We start from the raw sequence: 21,660 nt of genomic DNA on the forward strand, positions 1-21,660 counted from the left end.
AAAATAAATCCACAAAAACAAAAACCGGGGCACTTGGCCCCGGCTTCCATCATCGAGACGCTTAAACGCGTTCGAAGACGGTGGAGATGCCTTGGCCGAGACCAATGCACATAGTGGCCACCCCGAAGGTGCCGCTATTCTGCTTCATCACGTTCAGCAAGGTGCCGGAAATACGGGCACCGGAGCAGCCGAACGGGTGACCCAGGGCGATCGCGCCGCCGTGCAGGTTAACCTTCTCGTTCATCTTGTCGAGCACTTTCAGATCTTTCAGCACTGGCAGAGCCTGCGCGGCGAAAGCTTCGTTGAGCTCGAAGAAGTCGATATCGTTGATGCCAAGGCCCGCACGCTTCAGGGCTTTTTGTGTCGCCGGAACTGGACCATAGCCCATGATCGCCGGATCCACACCTGCCACTGCCATCGAACGGATAACCGCCATTGGCTGGATACCCAGATCCTGTGCACGCTGCGCGGACATCACGATCATGCACGAAGCACCATCGGTGATCTGCGACGAAGTACCGGCAGTCACGGTGCCGCCCTTTGGATTGAAGGCAGGCTTGAGGGCCGCCAGACTTTCCAGGGTGGTTTCCGGACGAATGGTTTCGTCGTAGTCGAACAGTTTCAGGAAACCGTTCTCGTCGTAACCCTGCATCGGGATGATTTCGTCTTTGAACTTGCCTTCCACGGTTGCCTTGTGGGCCAACTGGTGGGAGCGCACGCCAAAAGCGTCCTGCTGTTCGCGAGTGATGCCGTGCATTTTGCCGAGCATTTCAGCGGTCAGGCCCATCATGCCCGAGGCTTTTGCCGCATACAGCGACATGTGCGGGTTCGGATCGACACCGTGCATCATGCTCACGTGGCCCATATGCTCGACGCCACCAACCACGAACACGTCACCGTTGCCAGTCATGATCGCTTGCGCAGCGGTGTGCAGCGCGCTCATCGACGAGCCACACAGACGGCTGACGGTCTGGCCGGCCGAAGTGTGCGGGATCTGGGTCATCAGCGACGCCATGCGCGCGATGTTCCAGCCCTGCTCCAGGGTCTGGTTGACGCAGCCCCAAATCACGTCCTCGACTTCAGCAGGATCGACCTTGGCGTTGCGTTCCAGCAGTTTGCTGATCAGGTGCGCCGACATGTCTTCGGCGCGGGTGTTGCGGTGCATGCCGCCCTTGGAGCGGCCCATCGGAGTACGACCGAAGTCGACAATCACGACGTCTCTTGGATTCAAGCTCATAAAATTTCACTCTCGCTCAAAAGTTGGGACGCTTAACCGAAGAACCGTTGGCCGGTTTTGGCCATTTCACGCAGTTTCGCGGTCGGGTGGTACAGCGCGCCCAAATCAGCGTACTGGTCAGCCAGGGCAACGAACTCGGCAACACCGATCGAATCGATGTAGCGCAGCGCACCGCCACGGAATGGAGGGAAACCGATACCGTAGACCAGACCCATGTCGGCTTCGGCGGCAGTTTCAACGATGCCGTCTTCCAGGCAACGCACGGTTTCCAGGCACAGCGGGATCATCATCCAGTTGATGATGTCTTCGTCAGTGACTTCGCGCTGCTCGTAAACGATCGGCTTAAGCACTTCCAGTACCGACGGATCGGCAACTTTCTTCTGCTTGCCTTTCTTGTCGGCCTCGTAGGCGTAGAAGCCCTTGCCGTTCTTCTGACCCAGGCGCTTGGCTTCGTACAGCACGTCGATGGCCGAACGACGGTCATCCTTCATGCGATCCGGGAAGCCTTCAGCCATTACGTCACGACCATGGTGACCGGTGTCGATACCGACCACGTCCATCAGGTATGCCGGGCCCATCGGCCAGCCGAATTTTTCCATGACCTTGTCGATACGGACGAAGTCCACACCGGCGCTGACCAGTTTGGCGAAACCGCCGAAGTACGGGAACAGGACGCGGTTGACCAGGAAGCCCGGGCAGTCGTTGACGACGATCGGGTTCTTGCCCATTTTCTTGGCGTAGGCCACGGTGGTGGCAACCGCCAGCTCACTCGACTTCTCGCCACGGATCACTTCCACCAGCGGCATCATGTGCACCGGGTTGAAGAAGTGCATGCCGACGAAGTTTTCCGGACGCTTGAGGGCTTTGGCCAGCAGGCTGATGGAAATGGTCGAGGTGTTCGACGCGAGGATGGTGTCCTCTTTGACCTGACCTTCGACTTCAGCCAGCACAGCTTGCTTGACCTTCGGGTTCTCGACCACAGCTTCGACAACCAGATCGACGTGACCGAAGTCGCCGTAGGACAGGGTCGGACGAATGGCGTTGAGCACTTCAGCCATTTTTGCAGCGGTCATACGGCCTTTATCAACGCGGCCAACCAGCAGTTTGGCGGCTTCGGCCAGACCCTGCTCGATACCGTGCTCGTTGATGTCCTTCATCAGGATCGGCGTGCCTTTGGAGGCCGACTGATAGGCGATACCGCCACCCATGATGCCGGCGCCCAGTACAGCAGCCTGCTTCACGTCTTTGGCGATTTCGTCGTAGGCCTTGGCCTTTTTCTTCAGTTCCTGATCGTTCAGGAACAGACCGATCAAGCTCTGCGCGGCAGAGGTCTTGGCCAGTTTGACGAAACCGGCGGCTTCGACTTCCAGTGCCTTGTCACGACCGAAGTTCGCGGCTTTCTGGATGGTCTTGATCGCTTCAACCGGCGCCGGGTAGTTCGGGCCAGCCTGACCGGCTACGAAACCTTTGGCGGTTTCGAAAGCCATCATTTGTTCAATGGCGTTCAACTTGAGTTTTTCAAGTTTCGGCTGACGCTTGGCCTTGAAGTCGAACTCGCCGGAGATGGCGCGTTTGATCAGTTCAAGGGCAGCTTCCTGCAGCTTTTCAGGAGCAACCACGGCGTCGACGGCGCTGACTTTCAGGGCGTCTTCAGGGCGGTTTTCCTTGCCGGAGGCAATCCACTCGATGGCGTTGTCGACACCGATCAGGCGCGGCAGACGCACGGTGCCACCGAAGCCCGGGTAGATGCCCAGTTTGACTTCCGGCAGACCGATTTTGGCCTTGGTGGACATGACGCGATAGTCAGCTGCGAGGCACATTTCCAGACCGCCGCCCAAAGCGATGCCATTGATGGCCGCTACGGTCGGAACGTTGAGGTCTTCGAAATCGCTGAAGATCTTGTTGGCTTCGAGATTGCCAGCAACCAGCTCGGCATCCGGCAGCTTGAAGTTCTCGACAAATTCGGTGATGTCGGCGCCGACGATGAACACGTCCTTGCCACTGCTGACGATCACGCCCTTGATCGAAGCATCTGCCTTGATGGTGTCTACGGCCTGACGCAGTTCGTTCAGGGTTAGACGGTTGAACTTGTTGACGGACTCACCCTTGAGGTCGAATTTCAATTCGACGATGCCACTTTCAAGAGCTTTAACCGTGATGGCTTTACCTTCGTAAATCATCAACTGATCTCCACGATATGGAAGCTGAACAGTACACGTCGGACGCAGGCGAATGGCTCGGCAGGACGCTTTTTCGTCGATGCTAACGCCAATCCACCCGGCACACCCGCCAACGCGATAGTCGGGATTCTGTAGGAGCAGTCTGTAAGACAAACGCTCAATTCATACGCCCGTTTGATTTGGGTACGTCACCTTCACGGAATTTCCGACAATTGTCAATCGCCCAAAATACGGGTTGAAAAGCGACTTTGCGGTCATTTCTGTAGGACGAAGACCCGCAACACGCATCTGCATGTGAAGTCATTCATAGAATCAATAGTTAGAAAAGTCGCCCTAATTCGCCGCAGCCATTGTTTAAAGGGCTACGCTGGAGTGACTGCACGGAGATGTCGCTGACCGAGTCAACATCAAAAGAGTTTCCGGCCTGCCTGGCCAACCCCGCCCGATGAATCATGTCGGGCTTTTTATTGCGCGTCTGCCGGACGTTTCACACCGTTGCAGTGCGAAAAGTCCACGCGTCACGCCAGCGCTTTCAGAGTGGCGTCGATATCCTGCAAAACACTGGCTTCGCCCTTCTCGCCCCAATACAGAGCGATCATCTGCTTGTCCGCCTCGACTTTGAAAACATTGCCCGGCAACTTTTCGAAATGATTGAGCAGCGTTTGATCCTCGCAGACTTCCTGCCACTGATTGACCCATACACCCGGCGATTTCTGCCAATAAGTCCAGCAAACAGGCTGCTTGCTCCGACGTGGCCGATGATATTGCGCACAAGGATTCGGCGGCTCTTGCACCAGCCAGTGCGGCCATTCCTGAGGCGCCAGTTGCATGGCCAGGCCAATGCGCCGCGCCTCCATGCGCAGGGCGATGCGACCGCTTTGCGCGCGCGATGGGCGCAACCACGCCAGCGGACTTAAAACCACCAGCAGGATTGACACCACTAACCAGACCGTCATATCTCTATTCCCAATTCTTGGTGAGCGCATTGTGTCACTTTGGAACCAATGCGCTTGAAACCAGCCATACTTAACAATATTGAAACCTCACGAGGAGCACCTCATGCCCTACACCCATATCCTGGTCGCCGTAGATCTGACTGAAGAGTGCGACCCTGTGATTCACCGCGCCCGCGAGCTGTCGGTGAGCAATAACGCCAAGCTGTCGCTGGTGCATATTGTCGAGCCGATGGCCATGGCGTTCGGCGGCGACGTGCCAATGGATCTGTCACAACTGCAACAACAGCAGTTCGATCAGGCCAAGGAACGCCTCGAGCGCCTGAAACTCAAGTACTCCGAACTCGAAGGCGCCAACTGCCATTTGACCTACGGCCAGCCGCGTCAGGAAATCCATCATTTCGCCAAGGAACAGCAATGCGATCTGATCGTGGTCGGCAGTCATGGCCGTCACGGTCTGGCCTTGTTGCTAGGCTCCACTGCGAATGACGTACTGCACGGTGCGCCATGCGATGTATTAGCGGTACACCTGGTCAAACGCTGAAACACTGATCATTGTGGGAGCGAGCCTGCTCGCGAAGGCGTCGGCACATTCAGCATTAATGCCGCCTGACACATCGCATTCGCGAGCAGGCTCACTCCTGCAAGGGAACTGCGTTTACATATGAAAAGCCCGGCGTTCATCACTGAACGCCGGGCTTTTTTACACCAGGATCAATCAGGCATCCAGCTCGGCCCAACGCTCCAGCAACGCATCCAGCTCAGCCTGCAACTGCTCCAGCGAAGCAATCACCTTGGCCGTTTCAGCCGCAGGACGCTGATAGAAACCGGCTTCAGCCATCTCGGCTTCCACGGCAGCAATCTGCTGTTCCTTGGCGTCGATATCGCCCGGCAACGCTTCCAGCTCGCGTTGCAGCTTGTAGCTGAGCTTCTTCTTGGCGGCCGGGGCAGCCGCCGCAGGCGCGGCAACCACAGCAGGTTCGGCAGTGACCACCGCCGAATTCAGGTCAGCCTTGCCGGATTTGCTTTCGGTTACGCCCAGCAGACGCGGCGAACCGCCCTGACGGATCCAGTCCTGATAACCACCGACGTATTCACGCACCTTGCCTTCACCTTCGAAGACCAGAGTACTGGTGACCACGTTGTCGAGGAATGCCCGGTCGTGGCTGACCATCAGCACGGTGCCATTAAAGGTCAACAGCACTTCTTCAAGCAGCTCGAGGGTTTCCACGTCGAGGTCGTTGGTCGGTTCGTCGAGTACCAGCAGGTTCGCCGGTTTGCTGAACAGTTTGGCCAGCAACAAGCGCGCACGCTCGCCACCCGACAGCGCCTTGACTGGCGTGCGGGCACGCTGCGGGCTGAACAGGAAGTCGCCGAGGTAGCTCAGCACGTGTCGGCTCTGACCGTCGATATCGATGAAGTCGCGACCTTCGGCGACGTTGTCGATCACGGTTTTTTCCAGATCCAGCTGATGGCGCAACTGGTCGAAGTAAGCCACGTCGATCCGCGTGCCCTCTTCCACTTTGCCGCTGGTCGGTTGCAGACCGCTGAGCATCAGTTTCAGCAGCGTGGTCTTGCCGGTACCGTTGGCGCCGAGCAGACCAATACGGTCGCCGCGCGTCAGCACCATCGAGAAGTCCTTGATCAGGAACGGGCCGCCCGGGTGAGCGAAACTCACGTTCTCAAGGACCATCACCTGCTTGCCGGACTTGTCGGCAGTGTCCAGCTGAATGTTGGCCTTGCCGGTGCGCTCACGACGTTCGCTACGCTCAACGCGCAGGGCTTTCAGGGCGCGGACGCGGCCTTCGTTGCGGGTGCGGCGCGCCTTGATGCCCTGGCGGATCCAGACTTCTTCCTGGGCCAGTTTCTTGTCGAACAGCGCGTTGGCGGTTTCTTCAGCGGCCAGCGCGGCTTCTTTGTGCACAAGGAAACTGGCGTAGTCGCCGTTCCAGTCGATCAGGCCGCCGCGATCCAGTTCGAGGATGCGCGTGGCGAGGTTTTGCAGAAAGGAACGGTCGTGCGTGATGAACAGCACGGCGCCCTGGAAATCTTTCAGGGCTTCTTCGAGCCAGGCAATCGCACCGATGTCCAGGTGGTTGGTTGGTTCGTCGAGCAGCAGCAGATCCGGCTCGGACACCAGCGCCTGTGCCAGCAGCACGCGACGACGCCAGCCGCCGGACAACTGGGCGAGAGTCTTGTCGGCCGGCAGTTGCAGACGGCTCAAGGTGCTTTCGACCAGAGTCTGCAAGCGCCAGCCATCACGGGCTTCGAGGTCTTGCTGAACGTGCATCAGCTTGTTCAGGTCTTCTTCCGTGACGCAGTTCTGCGCGAGGTGATGGTACTCGGCGAGCAACGCACCCACGCCATCAAGGCCTTCAGCGACCACGTCGAACACCGTCCGATCGTCGGCCACTGGCAATTCTTGCGGCAATTCGCCAATTTTCAGACCGGGGGCACGCCATACCGAGCCTTCATCGGGCTTCTGGTCGCCCTTGACCAGTTTCATCATGCTGGACTTGCCAGTGCCGTTGCGGCCGATGATGCACACCCGCTCACCACGGGCGATCTGCCAGGACACCTTGTCCAACAACGGCATAGCGCCGAACGCAAGGGACACATCGCTGAATTTGAGCAGGGTCATGAGCTTCTCCAAAAACCGGGCGCGCATTCTACCTGAGTTAGGGCTTCAGCAGGCCGGCAATTTGTCTGTCGAAGCACTCTGCACAACATTTGTTGCGAACTTGTGCTGCGAGGCCGGCAAAGCTTTCGCCGCTTGCTGGCAAAAGGCTAAGCTACAGACAATTCAGTGCTGACCGAGGTCGGCACTTGTCATGATTTCTCTGCCCGGATGTCTCATGCGCAGTCGCCTTTTCAGTGTCTTGTCCTGTTTGCTACTTACCGCCGCTGCCGTTCAATCCGCCCAGGCGGTGGACCTGTCCACCCAACGCCAGTATTACGATGAAGCCAAGCGCGCGCTGGCCAAGGGTGATACCGGCCCGTATTTCCGTTACAGCCAGGCGCTGGCCGATTATCCGCTGGAACCGTATCTGGCCTACGACGAACTGACCGCGCGCCTGAAAACCGCGAGCAACGCGGAAATCGAGAAGTTCCTCGCCGAACACGGTGACCTGCCCCAGGCCAACTGGATGAAGCTGCGCTGGTTGCGCTGGCTCGCCGACCGTGGTGACTGGGCAACCTTCGTCAAATATTACGACCCGAAACTCAACTTCACTGAACTGGACTGCCTCAACGCGCAGTACCAGATCAGCAGCAACCATAAGGCCGAGGGGTACGCCAATGCTGAAAAGCTCTGGCTGACCGGCAAATCACAACCCGCCGCGTGTGACGCGCTGTTCGGCATCTGGGCAGCCGATGGCCAGCTCACTGAACAGAAACGCTGGGAGCGCACCAAGCTTGCCGCTCAGGCCCGCAACTATCCACTGGCTAACAGCCTGGTCAACGGCTTGACCACCCTCGCCCCGCGCGGTCGTTTGCTGGTCGATGTCGCGCAGAAACCCGAGCTGCTCAATCAGCCTTCGCGTTTCACCCCGGCCGATGAGCCGATGTCCGACGTGGTCAGCCTCGGTCTGCGCCGCTTGGCCCGTCAGGACCCGGACAAGGCCATGGCCCTGCTCGACGGTTACGCCAGCAGCATGCACTTCTCCCGCGATGAAAAAGTCGCGATCGCCCGGGAAATCGGTCTGACCCTCGCCCGGCGTTTCGACAGCCGCGCGCTGGATGTGATGACCAAATACGACCCGGAACTGCGCGACAACACTGTCTCGGAATGGCGTCTGCGCCTGTTGCTGCGTCTGGCCCGCTGGGACGATGCCTATCAGTTGACCCGCCGGTTGCCGCAGGATCTGGCCACCACCAACCGCTGGCGCTACTGGCAGGCGCGCAGTCTGGAACTGGCCCAGCCGCAGAACCCGGAAGCGCAAACGCTGTACAAAAACCTTGCGCGCGAACGTGACTTCTACGGTTTCCTCGCCGCCGACCGCTCGCAATCGCCGTACTCGCTGAACAACAAGCCACTGGTGCTCAGCCAGGCGCTGATCAACAAGGTGCGCAACACCCCGGGCGTACGCCGCGCGCTGGAATTCCATGCTCGCGGGCAGATCGTCGACGGGCGCCGCGAGTGGTATCACGTCAGCCGCCATTTCAGCCGCGATGAGATGGTTGCCCAGGCGAAACTGGCTTATGACCTGAAATGGTACTTCCCGGCGATCCGCACCATCAGTCAGGCGCAGTACTGGGACGATCTGGATATCCGCTTCCCGATGGCCCACCGCGAAACTCTCGTGCGTGAAGCCAAGGTTCGCGGCCTGCATTCGAGCTGGGTGTTTGCCATCACCCGCCAGGAAAGCGCCTTCATGGACGACGCGCGCTCCGGCGTCGGCGCCAGCGGCCTGATGCAACTGATGCCCGGCACCGCCAAGGAAACCGCGCGCAAGTTCAGCATCCCGCTGGCCTCGCCGCAACAGGTGCTGGATCCGGACAAGAACATCCAGCTCGGCGCCGCTTACCTGAGCCAGGTGCACAGCCAGTTCAACGGCAACCGCGTCCTCGCCTCCGCCGCCTACAACGCCGGACCGGGTCGCGTGCGCCAATGGCTGCGCGGCGCCGATCACCTGAGCTTCGACGTGTGGGTGGAAAGCATCCCGTTCGACGAAACCCGTCAATACGTGCAGAACGTGTTGTCGTACTCGGTAATCTACGGCCAGAAGCTCAACTCGCCGCAGCCGCTGGTGGATTGGCATGAGCGGTATTTTGATGATCAGTGATCACGCGGCTGACGCCGAGTAACAAAAAATGCCCGTATCGCGAGATACGGGCATTTTTTATTGAGCTGTCGGCTGCGGACTTAACACTGCGACTTTTTAACCATCATTTTGCCAAGTTGGGTAAGCCGATATTTCTGGGTTGGATTCTTGGGTGATTGAGGATCGGTCATTTCGATCATTCCAGCGGTTAAGGCCGGCTTGAGATAGTTGGATCTGAACGTAGCCTTGTGGACCAGGCTCATCTCTGCCATCAGATCACTGATCCTCAAAGAACGGGGTCCCAGAGTTGACAATAATCTTGCTACTAGGTCGGTTACTGAGTCGGTTACTAGGTCGATCGCTGACTCATTAGCGATGGCTTCACGCAACGAAACATTCAGCGCATGCAGCATGTACTCGACGAAAGGCGTTGACTCTCCCTTTCGGTCAGCAGCAGACAAGGCAGAGTAATAGGCATCCTGCTCTTCTCGAATAACTGCTTCGACCGGCAAATACGCCAGGACCGGGCGCCATTGGCTCAATATCAATGTTTGCCAAAGCCGTCCCATTCGCCCGTTTCCATCAGCAAACGGATGGATGAACTCGAACTCATAGTGGAATACGCAACTGATGATCAGCGGATGCCATTCAGAGCGCACTAGCCATGCCAGTAAGTCATCCATCAGCGGTGATATGCGGCTCGGAGGCGGCGCCATATGAACCAGTTGTTCTCCGCGATAAATCCCCACACCCGCTCGACGAAAGTGCCCGCACTCGTCAATTAGCCCATGCATCAACAACTCATGCGCTTGAAGCAGGTCAGCCCGGTTGTCAGGCTGCCATTGCGGCATGGTTTCATACGCTGTAAATGCATTGCGCACTTCTTGAATTTCCTTGGGCAAACCTAAAACCCGTTGCCCGGCGAGCACTGCGGTTACCTGCTCGACACTCAATGAATTGTTTTCGATTGCCAAAGAGGCCTGAATCGTACGGATACGATTGCCTCGGCGCAGATGAGGCGTCTGCCGACTATCTCCCCCAGCCGAAAGCTGACCGATTTGCTCGCTGATTTCGGCGATCAACGCAATCATTCGTGTGGTTAGGGTCAACGGCGGTTGGTAACGGCTCATGTCCTCATCCAGGCATTCCAAACAGGCCGCCATAATGCCCGATACGAGAAGTGTTCATCAGACTTGATCAACCGTTACTTTTCCATCATTGAACTGCAACGCCGCCAACCGTGCATACAGCGGATTGTTGGCAATCAGTTCCTGATGAGTACCAATGGCCACAAGCTTGCCCTGATCCATCACTGCAATCCGGTCAGCGTTTTTCACCGTGGCCAGTCGATGCGCGATCACCAGCGTGGTGCGGTTCTGCATCAGGCTCGGCAGCGCTTCCTGAATCAGGTGTTCGCTCTGCGCATCGAGGGCGCTGGTGGCTTCGTCCAGCAGCAGGATTGGCGCGTCGACCAGTAACGCCCGGGCGATCGCCAGACGCTGACGCTGGCCACCAGAAAGGCCGAGGCCACCATCGCCGAGATGAGTCTGGTAACCGTTGGGCATTTTCTCGATGAAGTCGTGAGCGTGAGCAATTCTTGCCGCTTCCTTGACTTGCTCCAGTGTCGCCCCCGGATTGCCGTACCGAATGTTCTCTTCAACGCTGCCGAAAAACAGCGCCGGCGACTGCGAGACCAAAGCGAAGTGACGGCGCAGATCCAGCGGATCAAGGCTGGTCAGCGGCACGCCATCGATGAGGATCTGCCCTTCCAGCGGGTCATAAAATCGCAACAGCAAGTCATACACGGTGGACTTGCCGGCACCGGACGGCCCCACCAGCGCCAGTGTCTCTCCGGCCCGGATGGTCAGATTCAAGCCGTTGACGGCGTAGCTTTCAGGACGCGAAGGGTAGGAAAACCGCACTTCCTGCAATTGCAGCTCGCCGCGCACGCGCTGCGGCAAGGTCACCAGCCCGGTGGTGGGCGGCTGGATGATGTTTTCCGACCCCAGCAGTTCGGCGATGCGCTCGGCGGCACCTGCCGCGCGTTGCAGTTCGCCAATCACCTCACTCAAGGTGCCGATCGCGCTGCCGACGATCAGACTGTAGAAAACAAACGCCGCCAGTTCACCACCGGTGATGCGCCCGGCAATCACGTCCATGCCGCCGACCCACAACATTACCGCCACCGCGCCGAGCACCAGCACGATCACCATGGTGATCATCCACGAGCGCTGGAAGATGCGTTTGCGTGCCGTGTCGAAGGCATCCTCTACGGTTGTCGCAAAACGGCGCTCATCCTGGACCTGGTGGTTGTAGGCCTGCACGGTTTTGATCTGGCCGAGGGTTTCCGACACATAGCTGCCGATATCGGCGACCCGGTCCTGGCTCAATCGCGACAGATTGCGCACGCGCCGGCCGAAAATCAGGATCGGTGCCACCACGAACGGCAAGGCAATCACCACGATGCTGGTGAGTTTCGCATTGGTCACGAACAACAGGATGACACCGCCAATGACCATCAGCAGGTTGCGCAGAAACATCGACAACGATGAGCCGATCACCGACTGCAGCAGCGTTGTGTCGGCGGTCAGCCGCGACTGGATCTCCGAACTGCGGTTGTTCTCATAGAAACCGGGGTGCAGATAAACCAGATGGTTGAACACCTCGCGGCGAATATCGGCCACGCAACGCTCGCCGATCCACGACACCCAGTAAAACCGCGCGAACGTACCGACGGCCAAGCCCAGCACCATCAACATGAAAATGCCAATGCTTTGATTGAGTTGATGCGGCGACTGGGTCATGAAGCCGCGGTCGACCAACAGTTTGATCCCCTGCCCCATCGACAGCGTGACGGCAGCGGTAACGATCAACGCCAGCAGCGCACCGATGACCTGCCAGCGATAAGGGGCCAGAAATCGGCTGGTCAGACGCAGGGCGCGCCGGTGCCTGGAAGAAAGCTTCGGGGTCATTCAGGTACACATCCGTGTTGATGAAAGGGCTAGCGTAAACCTTCTTGGGGCGGAACTCTGTAAATCACAATGAGTCAGGTTAAATATGCCCCCAAAGACTAGGCCATAGTTGCTATCGGTCTAACGTCAAGGTTGAGACGAACGGTCATTTCTGTTGGACTGGAATGGCCGCTCATGACGAATCGAAAGGCGCTGTCACAGCCTGGTCACGTGGCGGTTTTAATCTGGGTAAACAACCTGATGAGGAGACAGGCCATGTCCTTGCAACACAGCAGCGAAGACAAGATTCAAGTGATCCGCACGCAGCCAGACCAGTCTCTGGGTTGCTCGATTATTGATGAGCAGGGCCGCGAAGTACCGATCACTGAAGACATGATCCAGAACGCTTGCCGCGAACTGGAGAAGCGATTGGTCAAGCCTGCCGAACAAGAGTGATATAGCCACCGTCTTCCTGACCCGGCCCCTTTGGCCGGGTTTTTTCTGCCTGCAGATCCGGCACTTGTGGCGCGACCTTCGCGAGCAGGCTCGCTCCGACAGGAGATCTTCAGTGCATCACGGATCCAGGTGGGAGCGAGCCTGCTCGCGAAAGGGCCGACTCGGTGTCTAGACAGCCACCGCCCCCAGCGCCGCCACGATTCTCGCCAACTCTGGCGACGCACCTTCAATCCGCACCTTCAGCCCTTCAATCTCACGGCGCACCGGATACTGCTTGCGCAACACATCGAACGCCGCCCGCTGCTCGCCGATACTACCTACAAGGCTGCGGCGAAAATCCGCGTCATCGCGGCGCGGGTCGTACACGCCACGGCACAACATCGCCAGCGCCCAGGCCGGATCGCTGTCACCATGCAGGGAAACTTCCGACAACCACGGTGCCGGCAACAGATCACTGAGCTGAATGCTCGCCGCTTGACCGAGGTATGTGCAGTAAGCCTGATAGATCTGCGCCGTGCCGCGCTGCTTGCCATCAAGGCTGTAACCGGCAATGTGCGGCGTGGCCAATACGCAAAGCTCGGCCAGTGCCACGTCAACTTCGGGCTCGGCTTCCCAGACATCGAGAACGGCTTGCAGGTCTTCACGATCCAGCAGCACGTTGCGCAGTGCGGCGTTATCCACCACCGGGCCACGCGCCGCATTGATCAACCAGGCACCGGGCTTGAGTTGCTGCAAACGCGACTGATCGAACAAATGCCAGGTCGCGCCGTCACCGCTGCGAGTCAGCGGCGTGTGCAGACTGATCACGTCGCACTGCTCAATGATCGCTTCAAGGCTGACGTAATCGCCGCCCTCGGCTGCCTGACGCGGTGGATCACAGACTTTGACGTTCCAGCCCAAGCCCTTCAGGACCTTGATCAGTCGCCCGCCCACTTCACCGGCGCCGACGACACCATAGGTCCGTTGTGCAAGATCGACGCCTTCGATTTCGGCAAGGGTCATCAGGCTGCCCAGCACGTAATCGACCACGCCACGGGCATTGCAGCCGGGCGCACTCGACCAGGTGATGCCGACCTCATTGAAGTAATCGAGATCCAGATGATCCGTACCGATGGTGCAGGTGCCGACAAAACGCACCTTGCTGCCTTCAAGCAACGCACGGTTGACGTTGGTCACCGAACGTACGAGCAAAACGTCAGCCTGCTCGACCGTCGCACGGTCGATGGAACGGCCTGGCACCCGGCGGATCTCGCCGAAACCGGCAAAAAAGGCGTCGAGCAGCGGGATATTTTCGTCGGCAACAATCAGCATGGCGGGCTCCTTTGGCGGATCGGCAGTTTAGGTGCAGATCGGTCGCCGGGCCAGCAGGGTTTGTGCTTACAAATCCGCAACAGAGGATTTTTCCTGACTGTAGCGTCAGCGGCGTAGAATGCGGCGCCTTGCGCATCAACCTCTGTGGACGCTTTGCCCGTGAATTCTGTAACTGACCAACCTGTCGCCGTCTCCCTCACCCGCCCCGCGCGGATTCGTCTGGAGTTCAAGAACCTGCTCGCCCTCGCACTGCCGATCATCATCGCGCAACTGGCGACCACGGCCATGGGCTTCGTCGATGCGGTAATGGCTGGACGCGTCGGGCCAAAGGATCTGGCGGCCGTTGCCTTGGGCAACTCGATCTGGGTCCCGGTGTTTCTGCTGATGACCGGCACTTTGCTGGCAACCACGCCGAAAGTCGCCCAGCGCTTTGGCGCTGGCACCCACAGCGAAATCGGCCCGCTCGTGCGTCAGGCGCTATGGCTGGCGCTGGTGGTCGGACTGATCGCGACGGCGATGCTGGTGGCCGCCGAGCCGGTGCTGCATCTGATGAAGGTCGACCCGGAGCTGATCGGTCCGTGCATGCAATACCTGCATGGCATCGCCAGCGGTCTGCCGGCGGTGGCGTTCTATCACGTGTTGCGCTGCACCAGTGACGGCATTGGCCGTACCCACCCGGCCATGGTTTTGGGTCTGTGCGGTCTGGCACTGAACATTCCGCTGAACTACATCTTCATTTATGGCCATTTCGGTGTGCCGGCCATGGGCGGCGTTGGTTGCGGCTGGGCCACGGCGATTGTGATGTGGGTGATGGCATTGGGGCTGGCCGGGTATGAGCGCTGGGCGCCGGCCTATCGCTCCAGTGAAATTTTCAGCCGTTTCGACTGGCCGCAATGGGCGGTGATCAAGCGTCTGCTGGCGATTGGTCTGCCGATCGGTATCGCGGTGTTTGCCGAGTCGAGCATTTTTGCCGTGATCGCGCTGTTGATCGGCAGCCTCGGTGCCACCGTGGTCGCCGGACACCAGATTGCGCTGAACGTCAGCTCGCTGGTGTTCATGATTCCGTATTCGCTGGGCATGGCCGTGACCGTGCGCGTCGGTCAGGCACTGGGCCGCGAAGAACCACGCGAGGCACGGTTTGCTGCCGGTGTCGGCATGGGCACCGCGCTGGCCTACGCCTGCCTGTCGGCGAGCATGATGCTATTGCTGCGCGAGCCGATTGCGGCGATCTATACAGCTGACCCGACGGTGATTCACATCGCGGCGATGCTGATCGTGTATTCGGCGCTGTTCCAGTTTTCCGACGCGATCCAGGTCACCGCTGCCGGCGCGCTGCGAGGCTATCAGGATACTCGGGTGACGATGATCCTGACGCTGTTCGCCTATTGGGGCATTGGTTTGCCGGTGGGTTACGCCCTCGGCCTGACCGACTGGCTCGGTGAGCCACGCGGCCCGAGCGGTTTGTGGCAGGGTCTGATCGTTGGCTTGAGCTGTGCGGCGTTGATGCTGTCGATCCGCCTGACGCGCAGCGCGCGCAAGCGTATTCGGATCAGTCGTAGCGCAGGCTAAGCCATTAACACAGGACAAAAAAGTGGGAGCGAGCTTGCTCGCGAATGCGGTGATCCAGTCGACATTTACAGTGACTGACACTCCGCTTTCGCGAGCAAGCACGCTCCCACAGTTGTTTTATGTGTAGCTGCTGTTAAGCGTGCTTCTTGCGGATCCAGTACAGGTAAGTACCGGCCTCTTCATGCTGGCTCACCAGTTCATGGTCGAGAAACACGCAGAATTTGGGGATGTCGCGTTTGGTCGATGGATCGGTGGCGATCACCTTGAGCAGGCCGCCAGGCACCAGGTCACGGATGTGCTGGTGCAGCATCATCACCGGCTCCGGGCAATTGAGGCCGGTGGCGTCGAGGGTGCCGTCGACCGGGGTATCGATCATTTCACTCATGATTCACTCCTGAAACTGACCGGCATTGTCGCGCATTGCCGGGTAGAACGTCTAACCCTGTGGGAGCGAGCTTGCTCGCGAAAGCGGTGTGTCATTCAGCATGGATGTTGGCTGACACGACGCCATCGCGAGCAGGCTCACGCTTACAGGTTTTTTTGTTGTGTCAGCGGGATTTGGCTTTCTTGATGTCATGCCGGCGCAAGTGACAGGTCACTTCCTCGCGGTCGTGATACAGCTGTTTGCAGCCGATATCGACCTTGATCCCGCGCGCCTTGAAACCATCGGCAATGCGCTCAAGCAAGCGCTTCACCTCGGCGTAACGCTGCTTCATCGGCAACTTCAGATTGACCACTGCTTCGCGGCAATGCCCCTCGCCGATCCACTCCTCAAGCATCGCGGCGTTGCGCGCCGGTTTCTCGACGATGTCGCAGACCATCCAGTCCACCGGTTGCTTGGGCTTGAAGGTGAAACCGTCGGCCATCAAATGCTGGACCAGACCAGTGTCCATCAAGCTCTCAGCCATCGGGCCGTTGTCGATGGCGGTCACCAGCATGCCCCGGTTGACCAGTTGCCAGGTCCAGCCGCCCGGCGCGGCACCGAGGTCGACGCCGGTCATGTCGCTGTGCAGGCGATCTTCCCACTGATCGCGCGGGATGAAGTGGTGCCACGCTTCTTCCAGCTTCAGCGTCGAACGGCTCGGCGCTTCACGCGGGAACTTCAGGCGCGGAATGCCCATCGGCCACATCGCCGAGTTACCGGCATCGGCCATACCCAGAAACACTTCACGACCACTTTTGAACGTCAGCAAAAGGCGCGGCTTGTTCACGTCTTCCACCAGTTTGCCGGCGCCGGTCAGCGCCTTGCGCAGCGGACCTTCGAATTTTTTGCAGAAGTTCGACAGTTCCTTGCCGTCATTGGTATCAACGACTTCCAGCCACAGGCTGCCGCACACCGGGAAATCGGCCATGTGCGCGAGGATCACGCTGATGCGATCGTTTTCCGGCAAATCGATGAAAACCCCACGCGCCCATTGGCGCGGGAAGATCAGTTCGGCAAAGCGCTGCCCGCGCATCAGGCGCTCGGCGCCGTCTTCTTCGGTGCAGACAAACTCGGCGCAGGCTGTGGCGGCTTTGGCCTTGGCGTAGCCGGCCACGTTGAGTTGCGCGGCGAGGTCGGAAATCTCCGAACAGACTTCGCCTTCGAAGCCTGGCCGGCAATGCATGAATAGGGTGTTCATTCTTACTCCTGGGCAGCGGGCGGTAATTCGGCCGCTGCGCGATGCTCAGGCCTTGCGTTGCAGCAAAGCCTGTCACGAAAACCGGCGCATGATAGCCGATGTCGGAACCTTGGACTTGCCCATAGAGTCCAGTTATTAGCCAGCTAATGAAAACAGGGCTACGTTGATAGCTCTGCCCGTCCCCTCAATCCGTAGCCGTGCGGATTCAAAGGAGTGATCGTAATGCCGTCCCTCGATAGTCTGAAGACCCTAAAAACACTGCAGATCGACCAAAAGACCTATCACTATTTCAGCTTGCCGGACGCCGCCAAAAGCCTCGGCGACCTCGACAAGCTGCCGATGTCGCTGAAAGTCCTGCTGGAAAACCTGCTGCGCTGGGAAGATGAAAAAACTGTCACCGGCGCCGACCTCAAGGCGATTGCCGCGTGGCTCAAGGAGCGTCGCTCCGATCGCGAAATCCAGTACCGCCCTGCCAGGGTATTGATGCAAGACTTTACCGGCGTGCCCGCCGTGGTCGACCTCGCCGCGATGCGTGCGGCGATGGCCAAGGCCGGCGGCGATCCACAGCGAATCAACCCGTTGTCGCCGGTGGATCTGGTGATCGACCACTCGGTAATGGTCGACAAGTTCGCCACTGCCAGTGCATTCGAGCAGAACGTCGACATCGAAATGCAGCGCAACGGCGAACGTTATGCCTTTCTGCGTTGGGGCCAGAGCGCCTTCGACAACTTCAGCGTGGTGCCGCCGGGCACCGGGATCTGCCACCAGGTCAACCTCGAATACCTCGGCCGCACCGTGTGGACGAAAGATGAAGACGGCCGCACTTACGCTTTCCCTGATACCTTGGTCGGCACCGACTCGCACACCACCATGATCAACGGCCTCGGCGTTCTTGGCTGGGGCGTCGGCGGGATCGAGGCAGAGGCGGCAATGCTCGGACAACCGGTGTCGATGCTGATTCCGGAGGTGATCGGTTTCAAATTGACCGGCAAACTCAAGGAAGGCATCACCGCCACCGACCTGGTGCTGACGGTGACGCAGATGCTGCGCAAGAAAGGTGTAGTGGGCAAATTCGTCGAGTTCTACGGTGACGGCCTCGCCGATCTGCCGCTGGCCGACCGCGCGACCATCGCCAACATGGCCCCGGAATACGGCGCGACGTGCGGCTTCTTCCCGGTCGATGACGTGACGCTGGAATATCTGCGCCTGTCCGGCCGGCCACCAGAAACAGTGAAACTGGTCGAGGCGTACACCAAGGCTCAAGGCCTGTGGCGTCTGCCCGGTCAGGAACCGGTGTTCACCGATAGCCTGGCGCTGGACATGGGCAGCGTTGAAGCGAGTCTGGCCGGGCCGAAACGTCCGCAGGATCGCGTGTCGCTGCCAAATGTCGCGCAAGCATTCAACGACTTCATGGATCTGCAATTCAAACCCACCAGCAAGGAAGAAGGACGCCTCGAAAGCGAAGGTGGTGGCGGTGTCGCGGTGGGCAATGCCGATCTGGTCGGGGAAACCGAGTACGAGTACGAAGGCCACACCTATCGCCTGAAAAACGGAGCCGTGGTCATCGCCGCGATTACCTCATGCACCAACACCTCGAACCCGAGCGTGATGATGGCAGCAGGGCTGCTGGCAAAGAAAGCAGTGGAGAAAGGCCTGACCCGCAAACCGTGGGTGAAGAGCTCGCTGGCACCGGGCTCGAAAGTGGTCACCGACTACTACAAGGCTGCGGGATTGACGCAATACCTCGACCAGCTCGGTTTTTCACTGGTCGGCTATGGCTGCACCACTTGCATCGGCAACTCCGGGCCACTGCCGGAACCGATCGAGAAAGCCATCCAGAAAGCCGATCTCACCGTCGCGTCGGTGCTCTCCGGCAACCGTAACTTCGAAGGCCGCGTACACCCGTTGGTGAAAACCAACTGGCTGGCCTCGCCACCGCTGGTAGTCGCTTATGCTTTGGCTGGCAGCGTGCGCAGCGATATCAGCAGCGAACCGCTGGGCGAGGATCAGCAAGGCAATCCGGTATACCTGCGCGATATCTGGCCATCGAGTAAAGAAATCGCCGATGCGGTCAGTCAGGTCAACACAGCGATGTTCCACAAGGAATACGCAGAAGTGTTTGCCGGCGATGAACAGTGGCAGGCCATCGAAGTACCGCAAGCCGCAACTTACGTGTGGCAGGACGATTCCACCTACATCCAGCACCCGCCTTTCTTCGACGATATCTCCGGCCCGCTGCCGGAAATCAAGGACGTCAAAGGTGCGCGAGTATTGGCCCTGCTCGGCGACTCGGTGACCACCGACCACATCTCCCCTGCCGGCAACATCAAGGCTGACAGCCCGGCCGGGCACTATCTGCGCGAAAAAGGCGTGGAACCACGGGACTTCAACTCCTACGGCTCACGGCGTGGCAATCATGAAGTGATGATGCGCGGCACCTTCGCCAACATTCGTATCCGCAATGAAATGCTCGGCGGTGAAGAAGGTGGCAACACGATCTACATTCCGAGCGGCGAGAAACTGGCGATCTACGATGCGGCGATGAAGTATCAGGCTTCGGGCACGCCGCTGGTGGTGATTGCCGGACAAGAATACGGCACCGGCTCCAGCCGTGACTGGGCAGCCAAAGGCACCAATCTGTTGGGCGTGAAAGCGGTGATCGCCGAAAGCTTCGAGCGGATCCACCGTTCCAACCTGGTGGGCATGGGCGTGCTGCCGCTGCAGTTCAAGCTTGATCAGAACCGCAAGAGCCTCAACCTGACGGGCAAAGAGACTTTCGAGATTCAGGGATTGACCGGTGTCGAGCTGACACCACGGATGAACCTGCCGCTGGTCATCACTCGCGAGGACGGGCGCCAGGAGAAAATCGAGGTGTTGTGCCGGATCGATACGTTGAACGAGGTGGAATACTTCAAGTCGGGCGGGATTTTGCATTACGTCCTGCGCCAGTTGATCGCCTCGTAAAATCTGCTGATGCAGAAACACCGCCATTCGGCGGTGTTTCTGTCAGAGCAATGCACTTTTCCATGGGCGAAAAAAAAACCCGCCGAAGCGGGTTTTTCCCAAGACCATTATCGACTCCCTGTCGGCAGCGATCCTTGCAAATGGTCGATCATCCGTGATCCTGAAACACTCCCTGTGTCTCAGTTGATGTGTGTAGATTACGCAGTGGATCCAATCAGCAATAGTCGTAAAAGCTACCAGTGCGTGTAAGACATTCGCCATAGCAACCCTTCCGAAAACCCCTAGCCGTGTCAGGCATCAAGCATGGACGCCGCGATCTGCGCGACTTTCAGCTGCCCGGAGGCCTGTTCCAGCGCGTCATCCTCCAGAAACCAGGCTGCGGACAAACAGGCAAACGCCAGCACCCATTGCAGCAGCCTCCGCCGCTCGAGTCCGGCAGCCTCGACAATCACAGCCAACTGCCGACGAAAGCGCTGGGGATCGGTGGCCGTCGGCAAGTCCGGGTTGCAAATCAGGTTGGCGTAGTCAAAACCGCGCTCGCCCCTGACCCGCTTCGGATCAATCGCCAACCAGCCACGTGATTGGAAATCCAGAACGTTGTCGTGATGCATGTCACCGTGCAGCACCACCACTTCCCGTGGATCGGCGAGCAGGGTTTCGGCGGTTTGCAGGCACAGGGCGTAGAGGCCGCCATGTTGTGCAGCCGCGATGCGCAGCGAAGCAAACCATGGCCCTAACTCCACCAGCGGCGGCGGTGGCGTTTCACGCGGTGCATGCAATCGCGCCAGCGCCGAACAGAGAATCCGGCTCGCCTCGTCGTCTTCGCCATTCATCGCCATGTGCATCAGCGAGCGACTACCCATGGCACGGTCCATCAGCAGGCCATCTTCGTGATGCGCCAGGACTTGCGCAGCACCGTTACCGTCCCACCAGGTCATCAACCGATTGCCGTACTTCTCGTCGACATCCAGCGCTACCTTGAGCATCGCCGGCGTGTCGTTCAGGCGTACTGGCAACAAACGGCTGCCGGGCGTGATGATCGGCGCGCCGTCCGGCACCAATGCCCAGCGCTTCAGCCAGGCTTCGAAAATATCAGCCACCGTCACGCTCGCGGGCCTTGGCGCTCTCGGCAAGAAACTGTTCGAGACGGCTCAACTGCTCTTCCCAGCCACGGCTGTCCATGTAATACGCCTCTTTCTGGCGAATGTCGGGAATGTGCGCGAAGCCTGATTCGGACACTTTCAGCAAGGTGCCGCTCTCGAAGTCTTCCAGCTCGAACCTGACCAGCGTGGTCGGCTCCTGGGAATAGTCGATCTTCGGATTGACCGCATACGGATGCCAACGAAACGAAAACAACTGCTGCGGCTCGACCCGCTCGATCAGCACATTCCACAACACGTGTTCATAACCCGGATACGTGACCTGCCCTTGCGTCCACTCACCGGCAATAAACCGCCGGCCCTCCAGCGCCACGCCAAACCACTGGCCAAACGCCTCGGCATCGACCAATGCACGCCAGACATGCGAACGTGGCGCCCTCAGCGAAATCTTGCGTTCGAAACTATTGGGTACTGGTTTCATACGTCACCTCCTGTTCTGAACACTAGGACTGTATGACCACATGTCCAATGTGAAGTTGTATCAAGCGTCTATT

Annotated in this window: 16 protein-coding genes; 5 read left to right on the top strand and 11 right to left on the bottom strand. The window is 58.9% G+C overall.

The window, feature by feature from the left end; all coding sequences use genetic code 11:
• Positions 1–61 precede the first annotated feature (61 nt).
• The 3 genes from fadA to L8H52_RS21390 all read right to left on the bottom strand — a co-directional run bounded on the left by fadA (position 62) and on the right by L8H52_RS21390 (position 4,373).
• The gene (gene fadA, locus L8H52_RS21380; RefSeq protein WP_007910465.1) at positions 62–1,237 is read right to left on the bottom strand and encodes an acetyl-CoA C-acyltransferase FadA; all 1,176 of its coding nucleotides are present in this window, start codon (positions 1,235–1,237) and stop codon (positions 62–64) included.
• Positions 1,238–1,269: 32 nt separating this feature from the next.
• Positions 1,270–3,417: a fatty acid oxidation complex subunit alpha FadB gene (gene fadB, locus L8H52_RS21385; protein ID WP_242208624.1), complete on the bottom strand. Its 2,148-nt coding sequence runs from the start codon at positions 3,415–3,417 to the stop codon at positions 1,270–1,272.
• A gap of 518 nt (positions 3,418–3,935) precedes the next feature.
• On the bottom strand, positions 3,936–4,373 hold the full coding sequence (locus tag L8H52_RS21390; RefSeq protein WP_242208625.1) for a hypothetical protein: 438 nt from the start codon (positions 4,371–4,373) through the stop codon (positions 3,936–3,938).
• Between the two features lie 103 nt (positions 4,374–4,476).
• Between L8H52_RS21390 and L8H52_RS21395 the strand changes: the two genes are divergently transcribed.
• Entirely contained in the window at positions 4,477–4,914 is a 438-nt protein-coding gene (locus tag L8H52_RS21395; protein WP_242208626.1) for a universal stress protein, read from the top strand.
• 174 nt (positions 4,915–5,088) lie between these two features.
• Here L8H52_RS21395 and L8H52_RS21400 read toward each other — a convergent pair whose 3' ends face one another.
• The gene (locus L8H52_RS21400) at positions 5,089–7,011 is read right to left on the bottom strand and encodes an ATP-binding cassette domain-containing protein (RefSeq protein WP_242208627.1); all 1,923 of its coding nucleotides are present in this window, start codon (positions 7,009–7,011) and stop codon (positions 5,089–5,091) included.
• Positions 7,012–7,225: 214 nt separating this feature from the next.
• Here L8H52_RS21400 and L8H52_RS21405 point away from each other — a divergent pair, with 214 nt between their 5' ends.
• Positions 7,226–9,154, top strand: coding sequence for a transglycosylase SLT domain-containing protein (locus L8H52_RS21405; protein ID WP_242208628.1), 1,929 nt, complete (start codon positions 7,226–7,228; stop codon positions 9,152–9,154).
• A gap of 80 nt (positions 9,155–9,234) precedes the next feature.
• Here the strand turns inward: L8H52_RS21405 and L8H52_RS21410 are convergent, their stop codons facing one another.
• Together L8H52_RS21410 and L8H52_RS21415 are read right to left on the bottom strand one after the other, a co-directional pair.
• A complete protein-coding gene (locus tag L8H52_RS21410) occupies positions 9,235–10,263 on the bottom strand; it encodes a Fic family protein (RefSeq protein ID WP_242208629.1) in 1,029 nt (342 codons plus the stop codon).
• 57 nt (positions 10,264–10,320) lie between these two features.
• Positions 10,321–12,105, bottom strand: a complete 1,785-nt coding sequence (locus tag L8H52_RS21415; protein WP_242208630.1) for an ABC transporter transmembrane domain-containing protein — start codon at positions 12,103–12,105, stop codon at positions 10,321–10,323.
• 255 nt (positions 12,106–12,360) lie between these two features.
• Here L8H52_RS21415 and L8H52_RS21420 point away from each other — a divergent pair, with 255 nt between their 5' ends.
• Complete coding sequence (locus tag L8H52_RS21420; protein WP_242208631.1) at positions 12,361–12,540, top strand: PA1571 family protein; 180 nt, start codon at positions 12,361–12,363, stop codon at positions 12,538–12,540.
• Between the two features lie 168 nt (positions 12,541–12,708).
• Here the strand turns inward: L8H52_RS21420 and pdxB are convergent, their stop codons facing one another.
• Positions 12,709–13,851: a 4-phosphoerythronate dehydrogenase PdxB gene (gene pdxB, locus L8H52_RS21425; protein WP_242208632.1), complete on the bottom strand. Its 1,143-nt coding sequence runs from the start codon at positions 13,849–13,851 to the stop codon at positions 12,709–12,711.
• Positions 13,852–14,010: 159 nt separating this feature from the next.
• Between pdxB and L8H52_RS21430 the strand changes: the two genes are divergently transcribed.
• A complete protein-coding gene (locus L8H52_RS21430; RefSeq protein WP_242208633.1) occupies positions 14,011–15,420 on the top strand; it encodes an MATE family efflux transporter in 1,410 nt (469 codons plus the stop codon).
• 133 nt (positions 15,421–15,553) lie between these two features.
• Here the strand turns inward: L8H52_RS21430 and tusA are convergent, their stop codons facing one another.
• Both tusA and rlmM read right to left on the bottom strand, forming a co-directional pair.
• Complete coding sequence (gene tusA / locus L8H52_RS21435) at positions 15,554–15,805, bottom strand: sulfurtransferase TusA (protein ID WP_007910424.1); 252 nt, start codon at positions 15,803–15,805, stop codon at positions 15,554–15,556.
• A gap of 163 nt (positions 15,806–15,968) precedes the next feature.
• On the bottom strand, positions 15,969–17,042 hold the full coding sequence (gene rlmM / locus L8H52_RS21440; protein ID WP_242208634.1) for a 23S rRNA (cytidine(2498)-2'-O)-methyltransferase RlmM: 1,074 nt from the start codon (positions 17,040–17,042) through the stop codon (positions 15,969–15,971).
• A gap of 222 nt (positions 17,043–17,264) precedes the next feature.
• Here rlmM and acnA point away from each other — a divergent pair, with 222 nt between their 5' ends.
• Complete coding sequence (gene acnA, locus L8H52_RS21445; protein WP_242208635.1) at positions 17,265–20,006, top strand: aconitate hydratase AcnA; 2,742 nt, start codon at positions 17,265–17,267, stop codon at positions 20,004–20,006.
• A gap of 290 nt (positions 20,007–20,296) precedes the next feature.
• On the opposite strand, the gene L8H52_RS21450 is transcribed toward acnA, so the two are convergent.
• Together L8H52_RS21450 and L8H52_RS21455 are read right to left on the bottom strand one after the other, a co-directional pair.
• On the bottom strand, positions 20,297–21,112 hold the full coding sequence (locus tag L8H52_RS21450; protein WP_242208636.1) for an aminoglycoside phosphotransferase family protein: 816 nt from the start codon (positions 21,110–21,112) through the stop codon (positions 20,297–20,299).
• A complete protein-coding gene (locus L8H52_RS21455; RefSeq protein ID WP_242208637.1) occupies positions 21,099–21,587 on the bottom strand; it encodes an SRPBCC family protein in 489 nt (162 codons plus the stop codon). Before L8H52_RS21455 ends, L8H52_RS21450 begins: the two co-directional genes overlap by 14 nt.
• Between the last annotated feature and the right edge of the window lie 73 nt (positions 21,588–21,660).

This window comes from Pseudomonas sp. CROZ-RG-20F-R04-15, from assembly GCF_022662375.1.
GTDB lineage: Bacteria > Pseudomonadota > Gammaproteobacteria > Pseudomonadales > Pseudomonadaceae > Aquipseudomonas.

Excerpts from the sequence above, each read along its gene's own strand:
- fadA (WP_007910465.1), bottom strand. The coding sequence starts at position 1,237 with ATGAGCTTGAATCCAAGAGACGTCGTGATTGTCGACTTCGGTCGTACT.
- fadB (WP_242208624.1), bottom strand. The coding sequence starts at position 3,417 with ATGATTTACGAAGGTAAAGCCATCACGGTTAAAGCTCTTGAAAGTGGC.
- L8H52_RS21390 (WP_242208625.1), bottom strand. The coding sequence starts at position 4,373 with ATGACGGTCTGGTTAGTGGTGTCAATCCTGCTGGTGGTTTTAAGTCCG.
- L8H52_RS21395 (WP_242208626.1), top strand. The coding sequence starts at position 4,477 with ATGCCCTACACCCATATCCTGGTCGCCGTAGATCTGACTGAAGAGTGC.
- L8H52_RS21400 (WP_242208627.1), bottom strand. The coding sequence starts at position 7,011 with ATGACCCTGCTCAAATTCAGCGATGTGTCCCTTGCGTTCGGCGCTATG.
- L8H52_RS21405 (WP_242208628.1), top strand. The coding sequence starts at position 7,226 with ATGCGCAGTCGCCTTTTCAGTGTCTTGTCCTGTTTGCTACTTACCGCC.
- L8H52_RS21410 (WP_242208629.1), bottom strand. The coding sequence starts at position 10,263 with ATGAGCCGTTACCAACCGCCGTTGACCCTAACCACACGAATGATTGCG.
- L8H52_RS21415 (WP_242208630.1), bottom strand. The coding sequence starts at position 12,105 with ATGACCCCGAAGCTTTCTTCCAGGCACCGGCGCGCCCTGCGTCTGACC.
- L8H52_RS21420 (WP_242208631.1), top strand. The coding sequence starts at position 12,361 with ATGTCCTTGCAACACAGCAGCGAAGACAAGATTCAAGTGATCCGCACG.
- pdxB (WP_242208632.1), bottom strand. The coding sequence starts at position 13,851 with ATGCTGATTGTTGCCGACGAAAATATCCCGCTGCTCGACGCCTTTTTT.
- tusA (WP_007910424.1), bottom strand. The coding sequence starts at position 15,805 with ATGAGTGAAATGATCGATACCCCGGTCGACGGCACCCTCGACGCCACC.
- rlmM (WP_242208634.1), bottom strand. The coding sequence starts at position 17,042 with ATGAACACCCTATTCATGCATTGCCGGCCAGGCTTCGAAGGCGAAGTC.
- acnA (WP_242208635.1), top strand. The coding sequence starts at position 17,265 with ATGCCGTCCCTCGATAGTCTGAAGACCCTAAAAACACTGCAGATCGAC.
- L8H52_RS21455 (WP_242208637.1), bottom strand. The coding sequence starts at position 21,587 with ATGAAACCAGTACCCAATAGTTTCGAACGCAAGATTTCGCTGAGGGCG.